The organism is Paracoccus lutimaris, from assembly GCF_003337565.1.
In the GTDB taxonomy this organism is placed as follows: domain Bacteria; phylum Pseudomonadota; class Alphaproteobacteria; order Rhodobacterales; family Rhodobacteraceae; genus Paracoccus; species Paracoccus lutimaris.
Genome location: NZ_QPJL01000029.1, coordinates 1 through 19,208 on the forward strand (window position 1 = coordinate 1; position 19,208 = coordinate 19,208).

At 65.7% G+C, this 19,208-nt stretch carries 18 protein-coding genes; 15 read left to right on the forward strand and 3 right to left on the reverse strand.

Annotated features, from left to right (window positions below):
• Window positions 1-239 precede the first annotated feature (239 nt).
• Window positions 240-1,100 carry a LysR family transcriptional regulator gene (locus tag DFP89_RS17455; RefSeq protein ID WP_170293990.1) on the reverse strand — a complete coding sequence of 287 codons (861 nt, stop codon included), beginning with the start codon at window positions 1,098-1,100 and terminating at the stop codon, window positions 240-242.
• Between the two features lie 101 nt (window positions 1,101-1,201).
• Here DFP89_RS17455 and DFP89_RS17460 point away from each other — a divergent pair, with 101 nt between their 5' ends.
• From DFP89_RS17460 to DFP89_RS17485, 6 genes are read left to right on the forward strand one after another with little or no spacing between them, the layout of a single operon-like run.
• Window positions 1,202-2,653 (forward strand): aldehyde dehydrogenase family protein, encoded by a 1,452-nt coding sequence (locus DFP89_RS17460; RefSeq protein WP_114350659.1) that lies wholly within the window; start codon window positions 1,202-1,204, stop codon window positions 2,651-2,653.
• Complete coding sequence (locus DFP89_RS17465; RefSeq protein ID WP_114350660.1) at window positions 2,650-3,663, forward strand: membrane dipeptidase; 1,014 nt, start codon at window positions 2,650-2,652, stop codon at window positions 3,661-3,663. The genes DFP89_RS17460 and DFP89_RS17465 overlap by 4 nt, the downstream gene beginning before the upstream one ends.
• Window positions 3,664-3,698: 35 nt before the next feature.
• A complete protein-coding gene (locus DFP89_RS17470) occupies window positions 3,699-5,264 on the forward strand; it encodes a BCCT family transporter (protein WP_114350661.1) in 1,566 nt (521 codons plus the stop codon).
• A gap of 21 nt (window positions 5,265-5,285) precedes the next feature.
• Window positions 5,286-6,962 (forward strand): hypothetical protein, encoded by a 1,677-nt coding sequence (locus DFP89_RS17475; protein WP_114350662.1) that lies wholly within the window; start codon window positions 5,286-5,288, stop codon window positions 6,960-6,962.
• Entirely contained in the window at window positions 6,959-7,654 is a 696-nt protein-coding gene (locus DFP89_RS17480) for a DUF3726 domain-containing protein (protein ID WP_181870383.1), read from the forward strand. The genes DFP89_RS17475 and DFP89_RS17480 overlap by 4 nt, the downstream gene beginning before the upstream one ends.
• Window positions 7,655-7,670: 16 nt before the next feature.
• Window positions 7,671-8,030: a RidA family protein gene (locus DFP89_RS17485; RefSeq protein WP_114350664.1), complete on the forward strand. Its 360-nt coding sequence runs from the start codon at window positions 7,671-7,673 to the stop codon at window positions 8,028-8,030.
• An 8-nt stretch (window positions 8,031-8,038) separates the two neighbouring features.
• Here DFP89_RS17485 and DFP89_RS17490 read toward each other — a convergent pair whose 3' ends face one another.
• The gene (locus tag DFP89_RS17490; protein WP_114350665.1) at window positions 8,039-8,437 is read right to left on the reverse strand and encodes a LysR substrate-binding domain-containing protein; all 399 of its coding nucleotides are present in this window, start codon (window positions 8,435-8,437) and stop codon (window positions 8,039-8,041) included.
• A gap of 296 nt (window positions 8,438-8,733) precedes the next feature.
• On the opposite strand from DFP89_RS17490, the gene DFP89_RS21105 reads away from it, so the two are divergent.
• Window positions 8,734-9,246, forward strand: coding sequence for a Na+/H+ antiporter NhaA (locus tag DFP89_RS21105; protein ID WP_342770953.1), 513 nt, complete (start codon window positions 8,734-8,736; stop codon window positions 9,244-9,246).
• Complete coding sequence (locus DFP89_RS21110; RefSeq protein ID WP_342770954.1) at window positions 9,194-9,985, forward strand: Na+/H+ antiporter NhaA; 792 nt, start codon at window positions 9,194-9,196, stop codon at window positions 9,983-9,985. The genes DFP89_RS21105 and DFP89_RS21110 overlap by 53 nt, the downstream gene beginning before the upstream one ends.
• On the opposite strand, the gene pdxR is transcribed toward DFP89_RS21110, so the two are convergent.
• Entirely contained in the window at window positions 9,982-11,451 is a 1,470-nt protein-coding gene (pdxR, locus tag DFP89_RS17500; protein WP_114350666.1) for a MocR-like pyridoxine biosynthesis transcription factor PdxR, read from the reverse strand. The two genes, DFP89_RS21110 and pdxR, sit on opposite strands and share 4 nt — an antisense overlap.
• Before the next feature lie 112 nt (window positions 11,452-11,563).
• Between pdxR and DFP89_RS17505 the strand changes: the two genes are divergently transcribed.
• The 7 genes from DFP89_RS17505 (at window position 11,564) to DFP89_RS17535 (ending at window position 19,197) form a co-directional block, all read left to right on the forward strand.
• Window positions 11,564-12,565, forward strand: coding sequence for a TRAP transporter substrate-binding protein (locus tag DFP89_RS17505; protein WP_114350667.1), 1,002 nt, complete (start codon window positions 11,564-11,566; stop codon window positions 12,563-12,565).
• Window positions 12,566-12,596: 31 nt separating this feature from the next.
• Window positions 12,597-13,157 (forward strand): TRAP transporter small permease, encoded by a 561-nt coding sequence (locus tag DFP89_RS17510; protein WP_114350668.1) that lies wholly within the window; start codon window positions 12,597-12,599, stop codon window positions 13,155-13,157.
• Window positions 13,154-14,494: a TRAP transporter large permease gene (locus DFP89_RS17515; RefSeq protein ID WP_114350669.1), complete on the forward strand. Its 1,341-nt coding sequence runs from the start codon at window positions 13,154-13,156 to the stop codon at window positions 14,492-14,494. The genes DFP89_RS17510 and DFP89_RS17515 overlap by 4 nt, the downstream gene beginning before the upstream one ends.
• Before the next feature lie 16 nt (window positions 14,495-14,510).
• Window positions 14,511-14,906, forward strand: a complete 396-nt coding sequence (locus DFP89_RS17520; protein WP_114350670.1) for a nuclear transport factor 2 family protein — start codon at window positions 14,511-14,513, stop codon at window positions 14,904-14,906.
• Between the two features lie 5 nt (window positions 14,907-14,911).
• The gene (locus DFP89_RS17525) at window positions 14,912-16,300 is read left to right on the forward strand and encodes an NAD(P)/FAD-dependent oxidoreductase (RefSeq protein ID WP_114350671.1); all 1,389 of its coding nucleotides are present in this window, start codon (window positions 14,912-14,914) and stop codon (window positions 16,298-16,300) included.
• Between the two features lie 13 nt (window positions 16,301-16,313).
• Window positions 16,314-18,095 (forward strand): sulfoacetaldehyde acetyltransferase, encoded by a 1,782-nt coding sequence (xsc, locus tag DFP89_RS17530; RefSeq protein ID WP_114350672.1) that lies wholly within the window; start codon window positions 16,314-16,316, stop codon window positions 18,093-18,095.
• A gap of 82 nt (window positions 18,096-18,177) precedes the next feature.
• The gene (locus tag DFP89_RS17535) at window positions 18,178-19,197 is read left to right on the forward strand and encodes a YeiH family protein (protein ID WP_028720129.1); all 1,020 of its coding nucleotides are present in this window, start codon (window positions 18,178-18,180) and stop codon (window positions 19,195-19,197) included.
• Window positions 19,198-19,208 lie beyond the last annotated feature (11 nt).

Genomic DNA, 19,208 nt, shown 5'->3' on the forward strand with positions numbered 1-19,208 from the left:
ATGAAGACGTTGATCTGCATCAAAGGACCTGCGGAAAGGCTGAAGCAGACGGCTGCAATGCAAGAGCGGCGATCATTGAATAGTTACGCCGAAATTTTTCGGCCTCGTAGCCGCTGCCTTTGTTCCGTTTCGGAAACCACGTTACTTCGTCTCACCGAACAGCGCTTTCGCTATAGGTTCATGACTGAGCCAAAGCTGGTTGGGTTGTCAGCCCGGTAATCTGGTCGAGGCCTCTATGTTCAGAGCGTTTCCGTCAGCGTAGGCAGGCTCTGCCAAAACGCCTCAACCGCCGGGGTTGCAGGCCTCCTTATCTGGCGGATTTTCAGCAAGTGACGAAATGCTTCGGGATCTGCAGGCTGGAAAAACGCCAAGGCATCCTCGTGGGCGCGCATGGCGCTTTCAGGCAGGATGGTCGCACCCAGCCCCGCCTGGACAAAGGCCAGCAGCGCGGTGGTATTGCGCGATTCCAGCACCGATGAGATCAGGTGCCTCTCCACGACCGGGCTTTTGACCATGCCACACAGCGGGTTGATGATCGTCGGCTCCAGGTCCAGCAGCGACCAACTGGGAGGTTCCTGCCTGGCGGCGCGGGCGATCGGGCCGTCTGCCCGGCAAACGATGCCCAACGGCGTGCGCTCGATCAGCGCGCCCTCGGTGGCATTCTCCGGCGCGGCCGAGACGATGCCGATGTCGGCTTCGTCATATTCAAGACGCCGGCGGACAGTGGCGCTGTCGACATCGTTGATTTCAAGCCGCACGTCGGGTCGCTCGCGCCGGAAGCGCAGGATTACCTTCGGCAACAGGCTGATCGTCGCCGAAGGCACGGCAACAATGCGAACCGACCCGCCGGTCGAGGTCGCATAGCGCCGGATCGCCCGCACGCTGCGGTCATAGGCATCGTTGGCCCGCTGGCTTTCCTCGAGCACCAGAACACCCAGCGGTGTCAGACGGTTCTTGCGCCCGGCCTCGAACAGCGCGCCGCCGACCTCCTGTTCCAGTTGCAGCAGCATCATCGACACCGCCGAGGGCGTCCGGCCCAGGGCATCGGCGGCGCGCGCCAGCGATCCCTGTTCGGCGGTGGTCTGGAACACCCGCAGCATTTCAAGCTTCATTTCAATTCACCTGAATTTTTATTCAGAACTTCAAGATTGTCTGAAGCAATAGCCGCTTTTACAGCAGTTGCAAAGCAAGGAGAGCCGCCATGACCCAGAATCAGCATCTTCATATCGCGGGCCGCTGGCAGTCCGGCATCTCGACGGTCGAGAATCGCAACCCGTCGGACCTGTCGGACCTGATCGGCCATTACGACCAAGCAAGCGCCGAGCAGCTGGATCAGGCGCTGGAGGCGGCGCGGGCGGCCCAGCCTGTCTGGTTGGCGGCCGGCATCCAGAAACGCCATGACGTGCTGATGGCCATCGGCACCGAACTGATGGCCCGCGCCGGAGAAATCGGCCGCATCATCGCGCGCGAGGAGGGCAAGCCACTGGCCGAGGGCAAAGGCGAGACCTATCGCGCCGGCCAGTTCTTTACCTATTACGCGGCGGAATGTCTGCGCAATCAGGGCGATCTGGCCGAAAGCGTGCGCCCCGGCGTCGAGATCGATGTGCGCCGCGAGCCGGTGGGCGTGGTGGCGATTGTCAGCCCGTGGAATTTCCCGGTGGCGACGCCCGCCTGGAAAATCGCCCCGGCGCTGGCCTTTGGCAATGCCGTGGTCTGGAAGCCCGCCAACCTGACCCCCGCCAGTGCCGTGGCGCTGGCCGAAATCATCGCGCGGCAGGACATTCCGCCGGGCCTGTTCAACCTGGTGCTGGGTTCGGGTCGCGAGGTCGGGCAGCGGCTGGTCGAAAGCCCCAAGGTCGATGCAATCAGCTTTACCGGCTCGGTCGGCGTCGGGCGCGGCATCGCGGCCTCGGCCGTGGCCAATATGACCAAGGTGCAGATGGAGATGGGGTCGAAAAATCCCATGCTCATCATGGAGGATTGCGATCTGGATCTGGCCGTCGCCCATGCCGCCAATGCGGCCTTTGGCGGCACCGGGCAGAAATGCACCGCCGCCAGCCGGCTGATCGTGCATTCCGCCATCCATGACCAGTTTGCCGAACGTCTGGTTGCGGCCGCCAAGGCGTTCAAGGTCGGCCACGCGCTGGAGGACGGCACCCAGATCGGGCCGGTGGTCAGCGAAGGCCAGCTTGCCCAGAACCTTGCGTATGTCGAAAAGGGCCGATCCGAGGGCGCCGAACTGCTCTGCGGCGGCGACCGGCTGGACCGGCCGACCCAGGGCTATTTCATGGCCCCCGCCGTGCTGGCCGGAACCCGCAATGACATGACCGTAAACCGCGAGGAAATGTTCGCCCCGATCAGCTGCCTGATCAAGGCCGACAGCTATGCAGAAGCGCTGGCGATCGCCAATGACAGCCCATTCGGGCTGACCGCCGGCATCATGACCCGCAGCCTGTCGCGCGCCAGCCACTTTCGCGCCAATATGCGGGCGGGCTGCGTCATGGTGAACCTGCCCACCGCCGGCACCGACTACCACGTTCCGTTCGGCGGGCGTGGCGCGTCCAGCTTTGGCTCGCGCGAACAGGGGCGCTATGCGGCCGAGTTCTACACTTCGGTCAAGACCGCCTATGTCGCAGCGGGGGCGCCGGAATGACGCCGCTGATCGACGGGCTGCAATACGCCAACTGGTCGGAAAAGATCTTTCGCCAGATGCGCGCCGGCGGCGTGGATGCGGTGCATGTCACCATCACCTATCACGAGACCTTCCGCGAGACGGTGCAGGTGATCGAGCGCTGGAACCGCTGGTTCGAGCTGCACCCCGACCTGATCTTTCAGGGCCGCACCGCCGCCGATGTGCAGCGTGCCCGCGACACCGGCCGCACCGCGATCTTTTTCGGCTCGCAGAACCCGTCCTGCATCGAGGACGACATCGGCCTCGTTGAGGTGCTGCACACGCTGGGCCTGCGCTTCATGCAGCTGACCTACAACAACCAGTCGCTGCTGGCCTCGGGCTGTTACGAGGCGACCGACAGTGGCCTGACCCGGATGGGCCGCGCCGTGGTGGCCGAGATGAACCGCGTCGGTGTGGTGGTGGACATGAGCCATTCCGCCGAACGCTCGACGCTCGAGGCGATCGAACATTCGACGCGGCCGATCACCATCAGCCACGCCAACCTGCATAGCTGGCACCCGGCGCTGCGCAACAAGTCGGATCAGCTTCTGCGCGCGCTTGGCGAATCCGGCGGTTTCCTGGGGCTGTCGGTCTATCCGCATCACTTGCGGGGCGGCAGCGCTTGCACGCTTCAGGACTGGTGCGACATGGTGGCGCGCGCGATTGATCTGGTCGGTCCGGGCCAGGTCGGCATCGGCACCGACCTGTGCCAGGACCAGCCCGACAGCATCGTCGAATGGATGCGCAGCGGACGCTGGACCAAGACGGTGGACTACGGCGAAGGCAGCGCCGATGCGCCGGGCTTTCCGCCGATGCCGTCGTGGTTCCGCGACAACCGCGATTTCGGCAGCCTGCGCGACGGGCTGGCCGCTGCCGGGCTAGACCCCGCCACCATCGACGGAGTGATGGGCGGCAACTGGCTGGAATTCTTCAGGATCAGCTTTGGCCCCGCGCATGTGGCCGGGCTGCAGGCACAGCGGGTCGCCGGCTAGCGCCGCACCCATTTCGACGTTCAGGGAGGAACGACATGGCCGATATTTCGATAACCGGGGCGAAGGGTACCCTGAGCAGGGTCAACAAGCCCCTGTTCGCCCTGTCGGGAGGGTTCATCCTGCTGTTCTGCCTTTATGCGCTGGTGGACATCGACGGATTGTCGGTGCTGGTGGACGCGGGCTTTGCGTTCTCGGCGCGGTATTTCGGGCTTTACTGGCAGATCCTGCTGCTGGCGACATTCCTCATCAGCCTGGTGCTCTGTGTGCTGCCCGGCGGGCGGGTCAGGCTGGGCGGCATGTCCATGCCCGAGTTCAAGACCTTCAACTGGGCCTCAATGATCATGTGCACGCTGCTTGCGGGCGGCGGGGTGTTCTGGGCGGCGGGAGAACCCATCGCGCATTTCCTGTCCACGCCGCCGCTGTTCGGCGCGGCGCCGGCCGACATGCAGGCCCGCGCCAATATCGCCATGGCGCAGGCTTTCCTGCACTGGGGCTTTCTGGCCTGGGCGATCCTCGGCTCTCTGACCAGTATCATGCTGATGCATTATCACTACGACAAGGGCCTGCCCTTGGCGCCGCGCACGCTGCTTTATCCGGTGTTCGGCGACCGGGCGATCAACGGCCCGATCGGGCTGATCGCCGATGCCACCTGCATCATCGCCGTGGTCGCGGGCACCGTCGGACCCATCGGCTTTTTGGGCCTGCAGATGTCCTATGGCCTGAACGCCCTGACCGGCATCCCCGACAGTTTCACGACGCAGGCCGTGGTCATCATGGCGCTGGTCGCGGTCTATACCGTCTCGGCGGTGTCGGGGCTGGACCGGGGCATCCAGATCCTGTCCAGCTTCAACGTCGTGCTGGCGCTTGGCCTGCTGGTATTCCTGCTGGTCTTCGGGCCGACCTCGGCGATGCTCACCAGCTTTTTCGGCGGCATGGGTGTCTATTTTCAGAACTTCTTCCAGATGGCGATGTATCGCGGCGAGGCGGGCGCCTTTGGCGATCCGGGCTGGCTGGGCTGGTGGACGGTGTTCTTCTGGGGCTGGTTCATGGGCTATGGCCCGCTAATGGCGATCTTCATCGCCCGCGTCAGCCGCGGCCGCTCGATCCGGCAGATCGTCATCATGCTGTCGATTGCCGCGCCGCTGATCACCAACTTCTGGTTCACCATCATCGGCGGCTCGGGGATCTCGTTCGAGATGGCGGCGCCTGACACCATCGCCGGCCCGTTCGAGGGCTTCAACCTGCCCGCCGCGCTGCTGGCGATCACCAGCGCCATGCCGGCCGGGTTCATCCTGTCGATCCTGTTCCTGATCCTGACCATGATCTTTGTCGCCACGACCAGCGACTCGATGAGCTATGTCATCGCGGCCTCGATGTCGAATGGCGAACCCTCGGTGGCCCTACGCGCCTTCTGGGGCATCGCCATGGGGGTGATGGCGCTGATCCTGATCTCGACCGGCTCGGGCGGTATCGGCAAGCTGCAAAGCTTTATCGTGGTGACGGCGGTGCCGGTGTCGATCATCCTGCTGCCGTCGCTCTGGGACGCGCTACGCATCACCCTGATGCTGGGCCGGCAATCCACCGAACGCAAGTCGAGCTGACCGTCAATGATGAGCGCACAGATGAACCGTCCGATCCTGTACACCGCCCCCGACCTGGTCCCGTTCCGCCGCGATCCAGGCCAGGTGATGACGCTGGCCCGCATGGGCGCCGCGCATCCGATGCGGCTGTCCTTCCTGCGCCAGATGCTGCGCCGCGTCCAGGCCGAGGGCTGGCGCTTTGACCGCCCGGTCTGGGACATCGACGTACGCGGCGTCGGCCGCGCGGTCTATCGCGCCATTGGCCCGGTGCGGACCTACAGCCTCGTGGCCTTTGGCCATGACCTGCCCGACGAGATGCGCTCGGACCGGGTCATCGCCACCGCCTGGGACGCGACCTTCGCGCTGTTCGACGGCGAGCCGTCCACGGCCGATCTTGACCGGCTTGCCGCCAATGTGCCCCTGCAAGAGGCCGGGCGCATCTCCCCGCGCGAGCTGTCGCTCAGCCGCGCCAACCGCTCGGTGCGGCTGTTTGCGCATGTGATCGACCGGCTGGCGCAGGGGCTGCAACCCGACCCGGCCGAGGTGGCGGCCGTCGGCTATCTGATGCGCACCACCGCGGTCTATGGCGCCGGCAAGTTCGGCGCCGCCGACCGCGCGGTGATAGCCGGGCGCGACGAGCTGTCGGCGCCGTTTCAGGCCGAGATGCTCAGCGTCTGGCTGACGCGCCAGTTCACCGTGGATCTGGTCGAGCATCTGGCCGCCGCGCAGGGCGGCGCCCGCGCGGTGCGGCTGGACCGCGCCACGCGCCGCAGCCTTGGCGTCGGCAATTCCACCGGCCTCGGCATGGCGCCTTTTCTGGTGCGCCACCCGGCGCTGCTGAACAACTGGATCCAGGCGCGCGAGGACGCCCTGGCCCGTGTGCGCGCGCAGAGTGCTGCCGATCCTGCGGCTGTGCGCGGGTTGCACGAGGCCCTGTCCGATGCCCGCCGCAATGCCGCATTGTGGCATTCCGATCATCCGATCCAGACCGGCAAACTGGCCGATCTGCGCGCCGATCTGGACCGCATCGCCGAGCATCTGGCCAATTGGCCGCAGCCCGGCCCGCACCCCTGGGACGTGCTCTGGCGCTGGGGCGAGGCCAAGCTGACGCTCGAGGGGCAAGAGGCGCTGCTGGCGCTGATGCTGGAGCCGCATGGCGCGCTGATCGACGATCTGGGTGCCAGCATGTCGGCCGAGGAAACCATGGCCGCCCGCATCGACGGCGCCATGAGCGTGGACAGGCTGCGCGCCATCATCCGCGACCGTTTCCAATGGGCGCTGGAGATCGACTTTGCCAATCCGGCCAACGACGCCCGCTTCTGGTATGTCTCCGAGGAAAAGCTGGAGCCGCGACTTGGCGAACGCCATGCCGAGCCGGGCGCCGAGCGGGAACAGCCGCTGTGCATCGCGCGTCTGGTGCAGGACCTGCATCGCGCGCTGGACGCTGTGGCTGGCAACAGCCCGGTGGCCGCTTTCCTGATGGACCAGCCGCAGCACCGCCATGCGCTGCGCCGGGTGCAGCTTGCCGAAGACCACCCCTTTGCCGAGGTGCGCGACAATCTGATCGGGGCGACGATGCTGCCCATCGACCTGATGCGCTGCAAGCTGGCGTTCTTTGGTGCCAGCCGGTTCGATCCCCGGTCCGACAAATGGGTGCGCATCAGCCTGTTCCAGGACCTGCCCTATCCCGACGAGCTTGCGGAAAGGGCCGCGCAATGACCGAAGCGCATGATCCGACCGTCTCGGTGCCGCAGTTTGCGCCCGGCGCCAGCGCCGCGGCGAACCTGTCGCGCAACGAGATCGAGGCGCTGTGTCTAAAGGCCGCACGCGGTGCCGGAATGCCCTGGGGTCTGGCCGAGGAGGCGGGCTTTGCCGCCGGCTGGCTGGCCCTGCATGGTCTGGACGGCGCGGCGCTGCTGCTGGCGCATCTGACCGACCCGCTCGAGTCCCGCTTTGCTATCTCTGACCGCCAGTGGTCGGGCATGGACGGGCTGTGCCCGATCGCCGTCGGCGCGGCGCTGGACGATCACGCGGCGCTGCCCGCCGGCATCTGCGCCGGCCCGGTCAGCCTGCGCGCGCTGCGCCGCCCGGTGCTGGCACTGCCGCTGCTGGCCCGCATGGCGGCGGCCATGGGCAGGGCGCTGGTGCTGGACTGGAACGGCGGCCAGGCACGGATCACCGCCTCGGGCGCCATCGCGCCCGATGATCTGGCCATGCTGGCCGCGCTGTGCGAGGCCGACCTGACCATCTCGGTCACGGCCGATGCTGCCGCCGCGCCCGCCCCGACCGGCATTGCATCGGTCTCGGAGCAGGCGCTGGCCGGGCTGCAAGCGCTGGCGATGCGCACCACCGTGCCCGCATCGGAGCAATCCCGCCGTGGCGCCGGCGCCGCGGCCAGCGACAATGACTGAAACCAAAGGACACCGCATGACCCTGACCCGCCTGAACCCCGGCCCGCGCATGAGCGAAGCCGTCACCATCGGCGACATCGTCTTTCTGGCCGGGCAGGTGCCTGACGATCTGAGCGCCGACATCACCACCCAGACACGGCAGGTGCTGGCCAATGTCGATGCCGTGCTGGCCCAGCTGGGCGGCAGCAAGGCCGATATCGCCTCGGTGCAGGTCTGGCTGGCTGACATGGCCGATTTTGCCGGCATGAATGCGGTCTGGGACGCCTGGGTCGATCCGGCCAATCCCCCGGCCCGCGCGACCGGCGGCGTGCCACTGGCGCGGCCCGGCATGCGGGTCGAGATGATCGTCGTTGCGCGCAACCCTGCGGCGCGCTGAGCCGCGTCTCAGGCCGTCTGCTTCAACGCATCGAGCCTACGCCGGACGCGGTCGGCGAGGTCCTGGACCAGCCTTGACGCCGGCCGCAGCGCTGGCGTCAGCATGTCATATGTAAAGGGCTGCTCGGGCGTGATCGGCCGGATTGCGACCATGCCAAGGCCCGCGCATTGCCGCGCGGTCACCGGCTCGATGATCGACACCCCGGCGCCGGCCGCCACCATCGAACAGATGGCAAAGGACAGTTGCGCCTCGGCGACCACGCAGGGCTTGATGCCATGATCGGCAAAGAACCGGTCCTTGTCCGATCGCGTGCTGATCTCGTTTCCCAAGGCAATGAACGGCTGCCGGTGGAAATCCTGCGGCATCGGCACCGGCTTTTCGCCAAGTGGATGGCCGGGGGGCAGCACAGGGATCTGCTACCGGCAGGGCTTCTCCGTGCCGTTCCTTAATATGGGCTCTGTCCGAGGATCTGGCGGCGCTGAGTGCGCAGATAATGGGTTGGGCGGTTAGCGTAGGAGGCAGCACTATGCAGTTTTTGGCGGCACTGCGCTCATCGTCGTGACTTGGCTGAACCGGACTGGGCAAAGCTACGCGCTGATCATGGCAGCCGAGCCGACCTGTATGGAATTGGGCGTCGACCTTTCGCTTCCATTTCGGTCCAACGCTTTGCTATCGACTGATGCAAGGGCAGGAGGGATGACAGTTGAATCGCATTTGGAACTTCGTCGCGCAAAATTCGCTCTTGCTTATAGGGGGCGCGGCGCTGGCCTTGATCTGGGCCAATCTGGCGCCTGACAGCTATCATCAGCTTGTTCACCTACCGATCTGGTCCAATGCCCCGATCGGCCTAGTCGAGATGCACGACGGACAGGCTATCCGCGTCGTGACCCTACACTTCCTGATCAACGACCTTCTGATGGCCTTTTTCTTTGCCATGGCCGCAAAAGAGGTCTGGGAGGCTGTGATCCTGTCGGGCGGCTCGCTGCGCGGGAAGAAGGCGTTGACGCCGCTGATCGCCACGCTGGGCGGAATGATGGGACCGGTCGCCGTCTATCTGACGCTGGCCGTCCTGCTGGGGTCGCTGGCCGAAATGGGCCGGGGCTGGGCGATTCCCACGGCAACCGACATCGCCTTTTCCTATCTGGTCGGCCGCATGGTCTTTGGTGCGCGGCATCCGGCCATTCGGCTTCCTGCTGCTGCTGGCGATTGCCGATGATGCGGCGGGTCTGGCGATACTTGCGGTGTTCTATCCATCGGGCGATCTGGCGCTGGCCTGGCTGCTCTTGTCGGTCGCGGCGGCGGTCGCGGTCTGGCTTATGGCTAACTGGCTGCCGCGCCGGATGGACCGGGGCCGGCAGGACCGGCCGAACTCGACCTGGGCGCGGCGGGTGCTAGGGGCCTGGCCCTATGTGATCGCCGGCTGTCTCAGTTGGTATGCGTTCTACCGCGCCGGGCTGCATCCGGCGCTGGGGCTGTTGCCGATCATCCCGGCCATTCCCCATGCCGAGCACGATTTCGGCATCTTTGCCGAAGAGGAACGCCATGCCACCGATCTGCTCAACAGCATCGAGCATGCCTTGAAGGTACCGGTGCAGCTGGTGCTTTGCGCCTTTGGGCTGGTCAATGCCGGGGTTGAGCTCAGCGCGGTCTCGGCGCCGACGCTGCTGGTCCTGGCGGGGTTGATGATCGGCAAGCCGCTGGGGATCACGCTGTTTGGCTGGTTCGCCGCCAATGTGCTGCAGCTTGGTCTGCCCGAAGGCATGACGTTACGCGATTTGCCGGTCGTGGGCTGCGTCGCGGCCATTGGTTTTACCGTAGCGCTGTTCGTGGCCTCGGTCGCCTTCCCTGCCGGGCCGGTTCAGGACGCCGCCAAGATGGGCGCGCTGCTGAGCCTTGCCAGCGCCATTCTGGCGCTGCTGGCTGGGCGGCTGGCGGCGGTCCGGCGGACGGTCTAGCCCCCCGCCAGACGCCGCGCCATGCGGTCGATACGGGCAACGCCCTCGGGGATCAGATCGTCGGCGATCGAGCCATAACCCAGCCGGAACAGCGGGCAGGGCGCGGGCGGCTGTTCAAAGAACACCGCCCCCGGCTCGATCAGCACGCTTTCCGCGTGCAACCGCGCGGCCAGATCGGCGCTGTCGGTTCCGGGCGCGCCAAGCCACATGCTGGACCCGCCCTGCGCCGCTGCGCCCAGGGTCTGTAACGTGGTCTGCGCCAGCGCCTGTTCCAGAACCTTGCGGCGCTGCTTCAGCGCCTGCCGCAGCCGCACGATATGGGCGTCGTAATGCCCCAGCGCCAGAAAATATGAGGTGATGCGTTGCAGATGCGTCGGCGGGTGGCGCAGCATGATCGAACGCAGCGCCCGCGCCCGCGCGATCAGCGGTGCAGGGCCGACCATGTAGCCGATGCGCAGCCCGGGAAACAACGACTTGGAGAAGCTGCCGATATAGATCACCCGGCCGGCGCTATCGAGCGATTTCAGCGCCGGGACCGGGGGCGCCAGATAGGACATCTCGAAATCATAATCATCTTCGATAATCAGCGCGTTCAACTGTTCGGCGCGCTGCAACAAGGCGTGCCGGCGCGCCGGCGGCATGGTGGCGCCTGTCGGGATGTGGTGGCTGGGCGTGACAATGATGAGCTGCGTGGCCTCGGGCAGCATCGCCGGATCCAGCCCCATACCGTCCACCGGCAGAAAGGTGGTCGGGCTGCGGGCGCGGCGCAAGGTCTCGGCAAAATCGGGATAGCCAGGCTCCTCGGTCACGGCCAGCCGGTCGATGCGGGCCAGAAGCTCGGTCGCCAGAAACAGCGCGTTCTGGGCGCCCAGCGTGATCAGCACCTCGTCGGGGCTGGCCTGAAAGCCACGCCGGGGCAGAGTGTGCGAACAGATGTAATCGACGAGCAGCGGATCGTCGGCGCCATAGCGGTCGGCGGCCAGATCGGAGAAATCCCGTGTTCCCAGCGCCCGGCGCGCGCAGTCGCGCCATGCGCCATGGTCGAACAGCCGAGGATCGGCCTGGCCAAAGATGAAGGGGTAACGGAACTCGCGCCAGTTCTCCGGCTTACGGATCACCCGTTTGGGCAGCGTCTGGTCTGACAGCCAATCGGCCCAATCCAACGCGCGCGACACGCCCCTGGCCGCCACCTCAACCCTGCGCAAGGGCACCGTCGCGGCAATGGCGATGCCTGAACGCGGCAAGGTCTCCAGGTAGCCCTGGCTGACGAGGTTTTGGTAAACCAGCGTCACCGTCATCCGCGAAATGCCGAGTGCCTGCGCCAGCTTGCGACTGGAGGGCAACCGTACGCCGGGCCTTGATCGCGTTTCCAGAACCGCCCGGACTATGGCGGCCGCCAGCCGCCCCTGCAAGGTCAGGGCGTCGTCACGCAGAAAGATCGTCTCGACCGGAAGGGTGTCCGCCATCTGGACTCACATTTGCTTGCAACTGGACATATCACTTGGCGCGCTCTGCGGCAATATTACGCAGCGTCGCAAGGCTCACGGGAGGTGGGTCGCGCAAGGGGAGGGGAAGCCTATGAAGAAGACATTCAACCTACTGGCCGGCACCGCGATCAGCCTGATGCTAAGCGTTCCGGCCTTTGCTACCGAATACCGCATCGCTGTGGGCGATGGTGCCGGCGGGACGCAAGAGGCGCTTGGCAAGGCCTTTGTCGCCGCGCTGGAGAAGGAAAGCGGCGGCGCCATGACTGGCAAGCTGTTCCTGAACGGTCAGCTGGGTGACGAGCAAGACACCATTACCGCAGCCGCCACCGGCACGCTGGATTTCTCGATCCTGGCGATCAACAATATCACGCCGTTCTCGCCCAGCGTCGGCACGCTGACCCTGCCCTATGTCATCTTGTCGCAGGACGACGCCGAGAAGGTGACGCAGGGCGAAGTCGGTCAGAAGATGGTCGATCAGACCGTCGAGGATGCCGGCGTGCGCATCATCGGCTGGGGCTATTCCGGCTTCCGCGTGCTGACCAACTCGAAAAAGCCGGTCTCGACCGTGGCCGACCTGCAGGGCCTGGTGGTGCGCGTACCCAAGAACGAGATCATGATCGAGACCTACAAGGCCTGGGGCATCAACCCCACCCCGATGGCTTGGGGCGAAACCTTTGCGGCGCTGCAACAGAAAGTCGTTGACGGTCAGGACAACCCCTACATGACCGTGAACGCGATGAAGTTCTACGAGGTCCAGAAATACATCACCGATCTACGCTACATTTTCTCGATCGAGCCGCTGGTCATCAGCGAATCGCTGTTTGAAAGCCTGTCCGAAGAACAGCAGCAGCAGGTTCTGGCCGCCGGCCGCGACGCGACCAAGGCATCCGGCGTCTTCCTGCGCGAACAGGAAAGCAAGATCCGCGACGAGCTGGTGGCGCGCGGCATGGAAATCACCAAGCCGGCCGATGACGAAAAGGAATTCATCGACCTGGCGACCAGCAAGGTCTGGCCGAAATTCTATGACCAGATCGGCGGCGTCGAGGTGCTGAATGGGGTGCTGACCTCGCTGGGCCGCGACACGGTGCAATAAGCACCGACGTCGCCCTGTTCGGAGTCCACGCATGTCTGCATTCTGGAAACATCTCGACAATCTGGAAAGCTACATCTGCCGCGCGCTGCTGGCCGTGTTCGTCACGCTGCTCTTCGTGCAGATCGTCGCCCGACAGATGTTCGGCTTTTCGATCACCTGGATCGAAGAGCTGTCGGTCATCCTGTTCGTCTGGTTCGCCTATTTCGGCGCCTCCTATGCCGCGCGGATGGCGGCGCATAACCGCGTCACCTTTCATCTGAACATGATGCCGCGCCGAGCTGCGCGAATTCTGGAAGCCATTGGGGACCTGTTCTGGATCGCCTTCAATGTCGTCTTCATCTGGCAAGCGATCCAGTTCATCAGCCGGCTGAAACCCTTCGTTAAGGCGCAGACGCTGGGCTGGGAAATGCGCTGGGTCTACATGGCGCTGCCCATCGCCTTTGCGCTGATGACGATCCGCATCCTGCAGGTGAATTACCTGAAGCTGGTCAAGGGGATCGACCCGCGTGACCCGGACAAGGTCGAGGTCGAGCAGGCTCTTGAACTGGCCGAGGATGAACAGCGCGCCTATGAGCGGGAGCACGCGAAATGAACGACTATGTCGTGGAAGTCCTGTTCGGCACCTTCGCACTGCTGATGGTCCTGGGCGCGCCGATTGTGGTGGCGCTTGGCGTCGCCGCCCTGGCCGCGATGCTGTATCTGGGCGACAACCCGATCAAGATGGTGCAGATGGCCTGGTCCTCGGTGGGGTCGTTCCCGCTGATGGCGCTGCCATCCTTCATCCTTGCCGGTGCGCTGATGGAGGCCGCGGGCCTGTCGCGGCGCCTGATCGCCGTCGCCGAAAGCCTGGCCGGTCCCTTTACCGGCGGGCTGTCGGCCGCCACCATCGTCGCCTGCCTGTTCTTCGGCGCGATTTCCGGCTCCGGCCCCGCCACCACGGCGGCGGTGGGGATGCTGATGATCCCCGGCATGATCCGCAACGGATACAGCCGCGACTATGCCGCATCCGTCACGGCGGCGGCGGGGGGTCTGGGCATCGTCATCCCGCCCTCGATCCCGATGATCATCTTCGGCATTTCGGCCATGGGCATCGCGCCCGCCCCCGAGGCGATTGCCGCGCATGGTCCGTTCCAGTCGGTGTCGATTTCCAAGATGTTCATCGCGGGCTTCCTGCCGGGCGCCGTGATGGCGGGCGGTCTGCTGCTGATGAACTGGGTCCGCTGCAAGGGACGCGGCTATCACGGATCGTCCGAGCCGCTGTCGCTGCGCAAGTTCGCCTGCGCCTGCTATCAGGGGTTCTGGGCGCTGCTGGCTCCGATCGTCATCCTGGGCGGCATCTACACCGGCCTGTTCACCCCGACCGAGGCCGCCATCGTCGCCATCTTCTATACCCTGTTCGTCGGCGTCGTCATCTATCGCGAGCTGGACATGGCCGAGGTGTTCAAGGCGCTTGAGGCGACGACCTGGCTTGCCGGACGAGTGCTTCTGGTGCTGTTCGCCGCAACGATCTTTGGGCGCATCCTGGTGGAAAACAACGTCCCCGGCATCATCGCGGGCGGCATCCTGAGCCTGACCACCAATGTCTATGCCATCTGGGCGCTGATCATCGGCATGCTGCTGATCGTCGGCATGTTCATGGAAACGCTGGCCGCGATCATGATCCTGGTGCCGGTGATGCTGCCGGTCGCCTACATGGTCGGCATCGACCCGATCCATTTCGGCATCGTGATGATCTGCACGCTGTCGGTGGGCTTCCAGACGCCACCCCTGGGCGAGAACCTGTTCATCGCCTCGGGCATCTCGGGCGAGAGCATCGAGCGGATCAGCGTTACCGCGCTGCCCTTCGCCGTGGCCTCGACCGCTGCGATCTTCGTCATCGCCCTGTTTCCCCAAATCGCCCTGTGGCTTCCCGCCATGCTGGGCTACTGACCAAGGAGCTTTTCCTATGACCCGCACACTGACCGCCGCCGACCTGCAAGACACCTTCGATGCCTTCAACCGCCACGACATTGACGGTGTCATGACCCACTTCGGTGATGATTGCGTCTTCTACACTGTCGCCGGTGACAATGAATACGGCAACAAGATCGAAGGCCGCGAGGCGATCGCCAAGGCGTTTGAAGGCGTATGGACCACGATGCCGGACGTGCAGTGGGCCGACCACAGCCATTTCGTGTCCGAGGATGGGACCCGCGGCGTGAGCCAATGGACCTTCCGCGCCACGAACCCCGACGGCACCCGGACCGAAGTGCAGGGCGCCGACCTGTTCCGCTTCCGTCACGGCCGGATCGTGGAAAAGCAGGCGATCCGCAAGCAACGCCCGAACATTCCCGTCAAGTGACCGCTATGCAGCCTATCGACAAACGCGGGTCGGTGCCGTTCGACCCTCAGTATGACCCCATGACGGCGCGCGCTCTGGGACCGGGCAGCGACTATGCCCCCACCTATTGGATTGGCACGGCCGGCCCGGCCCCCGACGGCGACGGTCCGGTCACACGCGACATGGACGTGGATGTGGCCGTGATCGGCTCGGGCTATACGGGGCTGTCCACGGCCATTCACCTGGCGAAGGAACATGGTATCAAGGCCACCGTGCTCGAGGCCAATGGGGTCGCCTATGGCTGTTCCACCCGGAACGGCGGCCAGGCGCAGATCAGCGCCGGGCGGCTCAAGCGCAGCCAATGGATCGACCGCTGGGGCTTGGATGTCGCGCGCGGCATGCACCACGAGATGGTCGAGGCGTTCGCACTGTTCCGCGGGCTGCTGCGCGACCACGACATCCAGTGTGATCCGCAGGATGGCGGCCACTATTATATCGCCCACAAGGCCGGCGTCATTCCGACGCTGGAGGCCGAGGCGAAGCTGCTGCGCGACACCTTCGGCTATGATGCCCGAATGCTGTCGCGGGAAGAGCTGTTCGCCAGCGCAGTGCGCGACCAGGAAGCCCATGGTGCGATGTGGGAGGCCGACGGCGTCAGCATCCACGCCGCAAAGCTGGCCTTCGGCTATCTGCGCGTGGCCCGCGAACTGGGCGCCACCGTGCATCCCGACACTCCGGTGCAGGGATGGGAGCTGAAGAACGGCGTCCATCACCTGCGCACGCCGGGCGGCACGGTCCGTGCACGCCGCGTGGCGGTCGCAACGGCTGCCTACGCCACCCGGAGCCTGCACGGCCGCCTTCGCGACCGCCTGATGCCGATCATGTCGAACAGCATCGTCACGCGTGTCCTGACTCCGTCAGAGCTCGAGTCCGTGGGCATTCGCACCATGTCCCCGCTGACGGATACGCGTACGCTGCGTCATTATTACCGCCTGCTGCCCGACAACCGGCTGCAGATCGGATCGCGCGCGGCGATCACCGGGCGCGATGCAGCCAACCCGGCGCACCTGAACAGCTTGCGCGAAGGCATGGCCCGGAAATTCCCCGCCCTGCGCGGGATCGACCTGGATTACAGCTGGTGGGGATGGGTCGATGTCAGCCACGACATGATGCCGCGCATCACCGGGCTGCCGGATACGCCGGGACTGTTCTACTCGCTGGGATATGGCGGCAATGGCGTCATGTATTCGGCCATGGCGGGTCGCCGGCTGGCGCAGCTTGTCGCGGGACAGGCTGTCCCGGACCTGCCGATCTTCAACACCGAACTTCCCCACGAGGGCTGGAAGACGCCGTTCCGGCGGCTTGGCCAGTGGGGCCTCTATCACCTCTATCACTACCGCGACGAGCGGGCATAAGGAGCTATCCGCCATGAAGATGACGACCGAGGAAGCGTTTGTCAAAGTTCTGCAGATGCATGGGATCGAGCATGCGTTCGGGATCATCGGCTCGGCCATGATGCCGGTCAGCGACCTCTTTCCCAAGGCCGGGATCACGTTCTGGGACACCGCGCATGAGACGAATGCCGGGCTGATGGCGGACGGGTTCACGCGCTCGACCGGCAAGATGTCGATGATGATCGCGCAGAACGGGCCGGGGGTGACGGGCTTCGTGACGCCGGTCAAGACCGCCTACTGGAACCACACCCCGCTTTTGCTGGTGACGCCCCAGGCCGCCAACAAGACCATCGGCCAGGGCGGCTTCCAGGAGATGGAGCAGATGCGGCTGTTTGCCGATTGCGTGTGCTATCAGGAAGAGGTCCGCGACCCCTCGCGCATTCCCGAGGTCTTGAACCGCGTCATCATGCAGGCCTGGCGCAACTCGGCGCCGGCGCAGATGAACATTCCGCGCGACATGTGGACCCAGGTCATCGACGTCGATCTGCCACAGGTCGTGGCCTTCGAGCGCCCGGCCGGGGGCGAGGAAGCCGTGACCGAAGCCGCGCGGCTGCTATCGGAAGCCAAGTTCCCGGTGATTCTGTCAGGTGCCGGCGTCGTCCTGTCGGGCGCGATCCCGGATCTCGTGACACTGGCCGAGCGGCTGGATGCACCGGTGGCCTCGAACTACCAGCACAACGACAGCTTCCCGGGCAGCCACCCGCTGGCGGTCGGGCCACTCGGCTATAACGGCAGCAAGGCCGCGATGGAACTGATCGCCAAGGCCGACGTGGTCCTGGCGCTGGGGACGCGGCTCAACCCGTTCTCGACCCTGCCGGGCTACGGCATCGACTATTGGCCCAAGGAAGCGAAGATCATCCAGGTCGACATCAACGCCGACCGCATCGGCCTGACCAAGAAGGTCACCGTGGGCATCCAGGGCGACGCGGGCAAGGTGGCGCGCGGCATCCTGGCGCAGCTGTCCGACAGCGCCGGCGATGCCGGCCGGGCCGAGCGCAAGGACCTGGTGGCGCAGACCAAGTCGCGTTGGGCGCAGGAGCTGTCCAGCCTCGACCACGAGGACGACGATCCGGGCACGGTCTGGAACGAGGAGGCGCGCCAACGCGACAGCGACCTGATGAGCCCGCGCCAGGCCTGGCGGGCGATCATGCAGGCGGTGCCGGCGGACGCCATCGTCAGCTCCGACATCGGCAACAACTGCGCCATCGGCAACGCCTATCCCACCTTCGAGGGCGGCCGCAAATACCTGGCGCCGGGCCTGTTCGGCCCCTGCGGCTATGGCTTCCCGGCGATCCTCGGCGCCAAGATCGGCAACCCCGACACGCCGGTGATCGGCTTTGCCGGCGACGGCGCCTTCGGCATCTCGATGAACGAGATGGTGTCCGTGGGCCGCAAGGACTGGCCGGCGATCACCATGGTGATCTTCCGCAACTACCAGTGGGGCGCGGAAAAGCGCAACACGACGCTGTGGTATGCCAACAACTTCGTCGGCACCGAGCTGGACCGCGACACCACCTATGCCGGCATCGCCAAGGCCTGCGGCGTGGGTGGCGTGCAGGTCAGGTCGCAGGAGGAGCTGACCCAGGCCCTGCACGACGCGGTCGAGCGGCAGATGAAGCACGGCGAGACCACCTTCATCGAGGTGCTCTTGAACCAGGAGCTGGGCGAGCCCTTCCGCCGCGACGCGATGAAGAAGCCGGTTCCCGTGGCCGGCATCGATCCGGCCGACATGCGCCCGCAGCGCGGCGCCGCCTGATCCGGCCTGCCCTGCTGAAACGATCCCTCCGGCGCGAGCCTCTCGCGCCGGATGGTGCCCTGCATTCAACAAGGACATCCCCATGGCCAGCACCGACCTGCTTCCCGCCCGCCAGATGGTATCGGACGCCTTTCCGGGCTTTGCCGTATCGGTTCTGGTGGCGGCCACGGCGCAGTTCCTGTCCGAGCATTACGGCGCCCCCGCCATGCTGCTGGCGCTGCTGCTGGGGCTGGCGCTGAACTTCCTGGCCGAGGAAGGCACCCGCACTGCCCCGGGCGTGGCGCTGACCGCCCGGACGGTGCTTCGGCTGGGGGTGGCGCTGCTTGGGGCGCGCATCAGCGTCGACATGCTGGCGGGGCTGGGTGGCGCCGCGATCGCACTGGTCATCGCCGGGGTCGTCCTGACCATCCTGTTCGGCCTGATCGCGGCGCGCTTCGTCAACCGGGATTGGCGCTTTGCGCTGCTGACCGGCGGGTCGGTGGCAATTTGCGGCGCCTCGGCCGCCATGGCCATCGCCGCGGTGTTGCCGCGCCATGAACGCTCGGAACGCGACCTGGCCTTCACCGTGCTGTCGGTGACGGTCTTGTCCACGGTGGCCATGGTGCTTTACCCGATGCTGTCGGGCCTGTTCGGGTTCACGCCGCGCGACAGCGGGGTGTTTCTGGGCGGCACCATCCACGACGTGGCGCAGGTGGTCGGGGCGGGCTTTTCCATCGGCCCCGAGACGGGCGAGACGGCGACGCTGGTCAAGCTGATCCGGGTCTCGATGCTGGCGCCGGTGGTGCTGTGCTTTTCGCTGGTCATCCGCGCACGGGGCCTTGCGGACATGGATGGCGGCAAGCGCCCGCCGCTGCTGCCGGGCTTCGTGCTGGGCTTTCTGGTGCTGGCGGCGCTGAACTCGCTCGGCGTGATCCCGGCCGTGGTCGCGGATTGGGCGGGCGTTCTCAGCCGTTGGGCGCTGCTGATCGCGATCGCCGCCGTCGGCATCAAGACCTCGCTGGCCAAAATGCTGGACGTGGGCGGCGCCGCAATCGGGCTGATCGTCGCTGAAACCGTCTTCCTCGGCGTCTTTGTGGTCGCCGGCCTGCACTTCCTCAGCTGAGAAGGACCTTG

Bases quoted from the DNA above. Each gene is read 5' to 3' on its own strand.
- DFP89_RS17535 (WP_028720129.1), top strand. From the start codon at position 18,178: ATGGCCAGCACCGACCTGCTTCCCGCCCGCCAGATGGTATCGGACGCC.
- DFP89_RS17485 (WP_114350664.1), top strand. From the start codon at position 7,671: ATGACCCTGACCCGCCTGAACCCCGGCCCGCGCATGAGCGAAGCCGTC.
- DFP89_RS17505 (WP_114350667.1), top strand. From the start codon at position 11,564: ATGAAGAAGACATTCAACCTACTGGCCGGCACCGCGATCAGCCTGATG.
- DFP89_RS17460 (WP_114350659.1), top strand. From the start codon at position 1,202: ATGACCCAGAATCAGCATCTTCATATCGCGGGCCGCTGGCAGTCCGGC.
- DFP89_RS17515 (WP_114350669.1), top strand. From the start codon at position 13,154: ATGAACGACTATGTCGTGGAAGTCCTGTTCGGCACCTTCGCACTGCTG.
- DFP89_RS17525 (WP_114350671.1), top strand. From the start codon at position 14,912: ATGCAGCCTATCGACAAACGCGGGTCGGTGCCGTTCGACCCTCAGTAT.
- DFP89_RS17475 (WP_114350662.1), top strand. From the start codon at position 5,286: ATGAACCGTCCGATCCTGTACACCGCCCCCGACCTGGTCCCGTTCCGC.
- DFP89_RS17465 (WP_114350660.1), top strand. From the start codon at position 2,650: ATGACGCCGCTGATCGACGGGCTGCAATACGCCAACTGGTCGGAAAAG.
- DFP89_RS17470 (WP_114350661.1), top strand. From the start codon at position 3,699: ATGGCCGATATTTCGATAACCGGGGCGAAGGGTACCCTGAGCAGGGTC.
- DFP89_RS17510 (WP_114350668.1), top strand. From the start codon at position 12,597: ATGTCTGCATTCTGGAAACATCTCGACAATCTGGAAAGCTACATCTGC.
- DFP89_RS17520 (WP_114350670.1), top strand. From the start codon at position 14,511: ATGACCCGCACACTGACCGCCGCCGACCTGCAAGACACCTTCGATGCC.
- xsc (WP_114350672.1), top strand. From the start codon at position 16,314: ATGAAGATGACGACCGAGGAAGCGTTTGTCAAAGTTCTGCAGATGCAT.
- DFP89_RS17455 (WP_170293990.1), bottom strand. From the start codon at position 1,100: ATGCTGCGGGTGTTCCAGACCACCGCCGAACAGGGATCGCTGGCGCGC.
- pdxR (WP_114350666.1), bottom strand. From the start codon at position 11,451: ATGGCGGACACCCTTCCGGTCGAGACGATCTTTCTGCGTGACGACGCC.
- DFP89_RS17480 (WP_181870383.1), top strand. From the start codon at position 6,959: ATGACCGAAGCGCATGATCCGACCGTCTCGGTGCCGCAGTTTGCGCCC.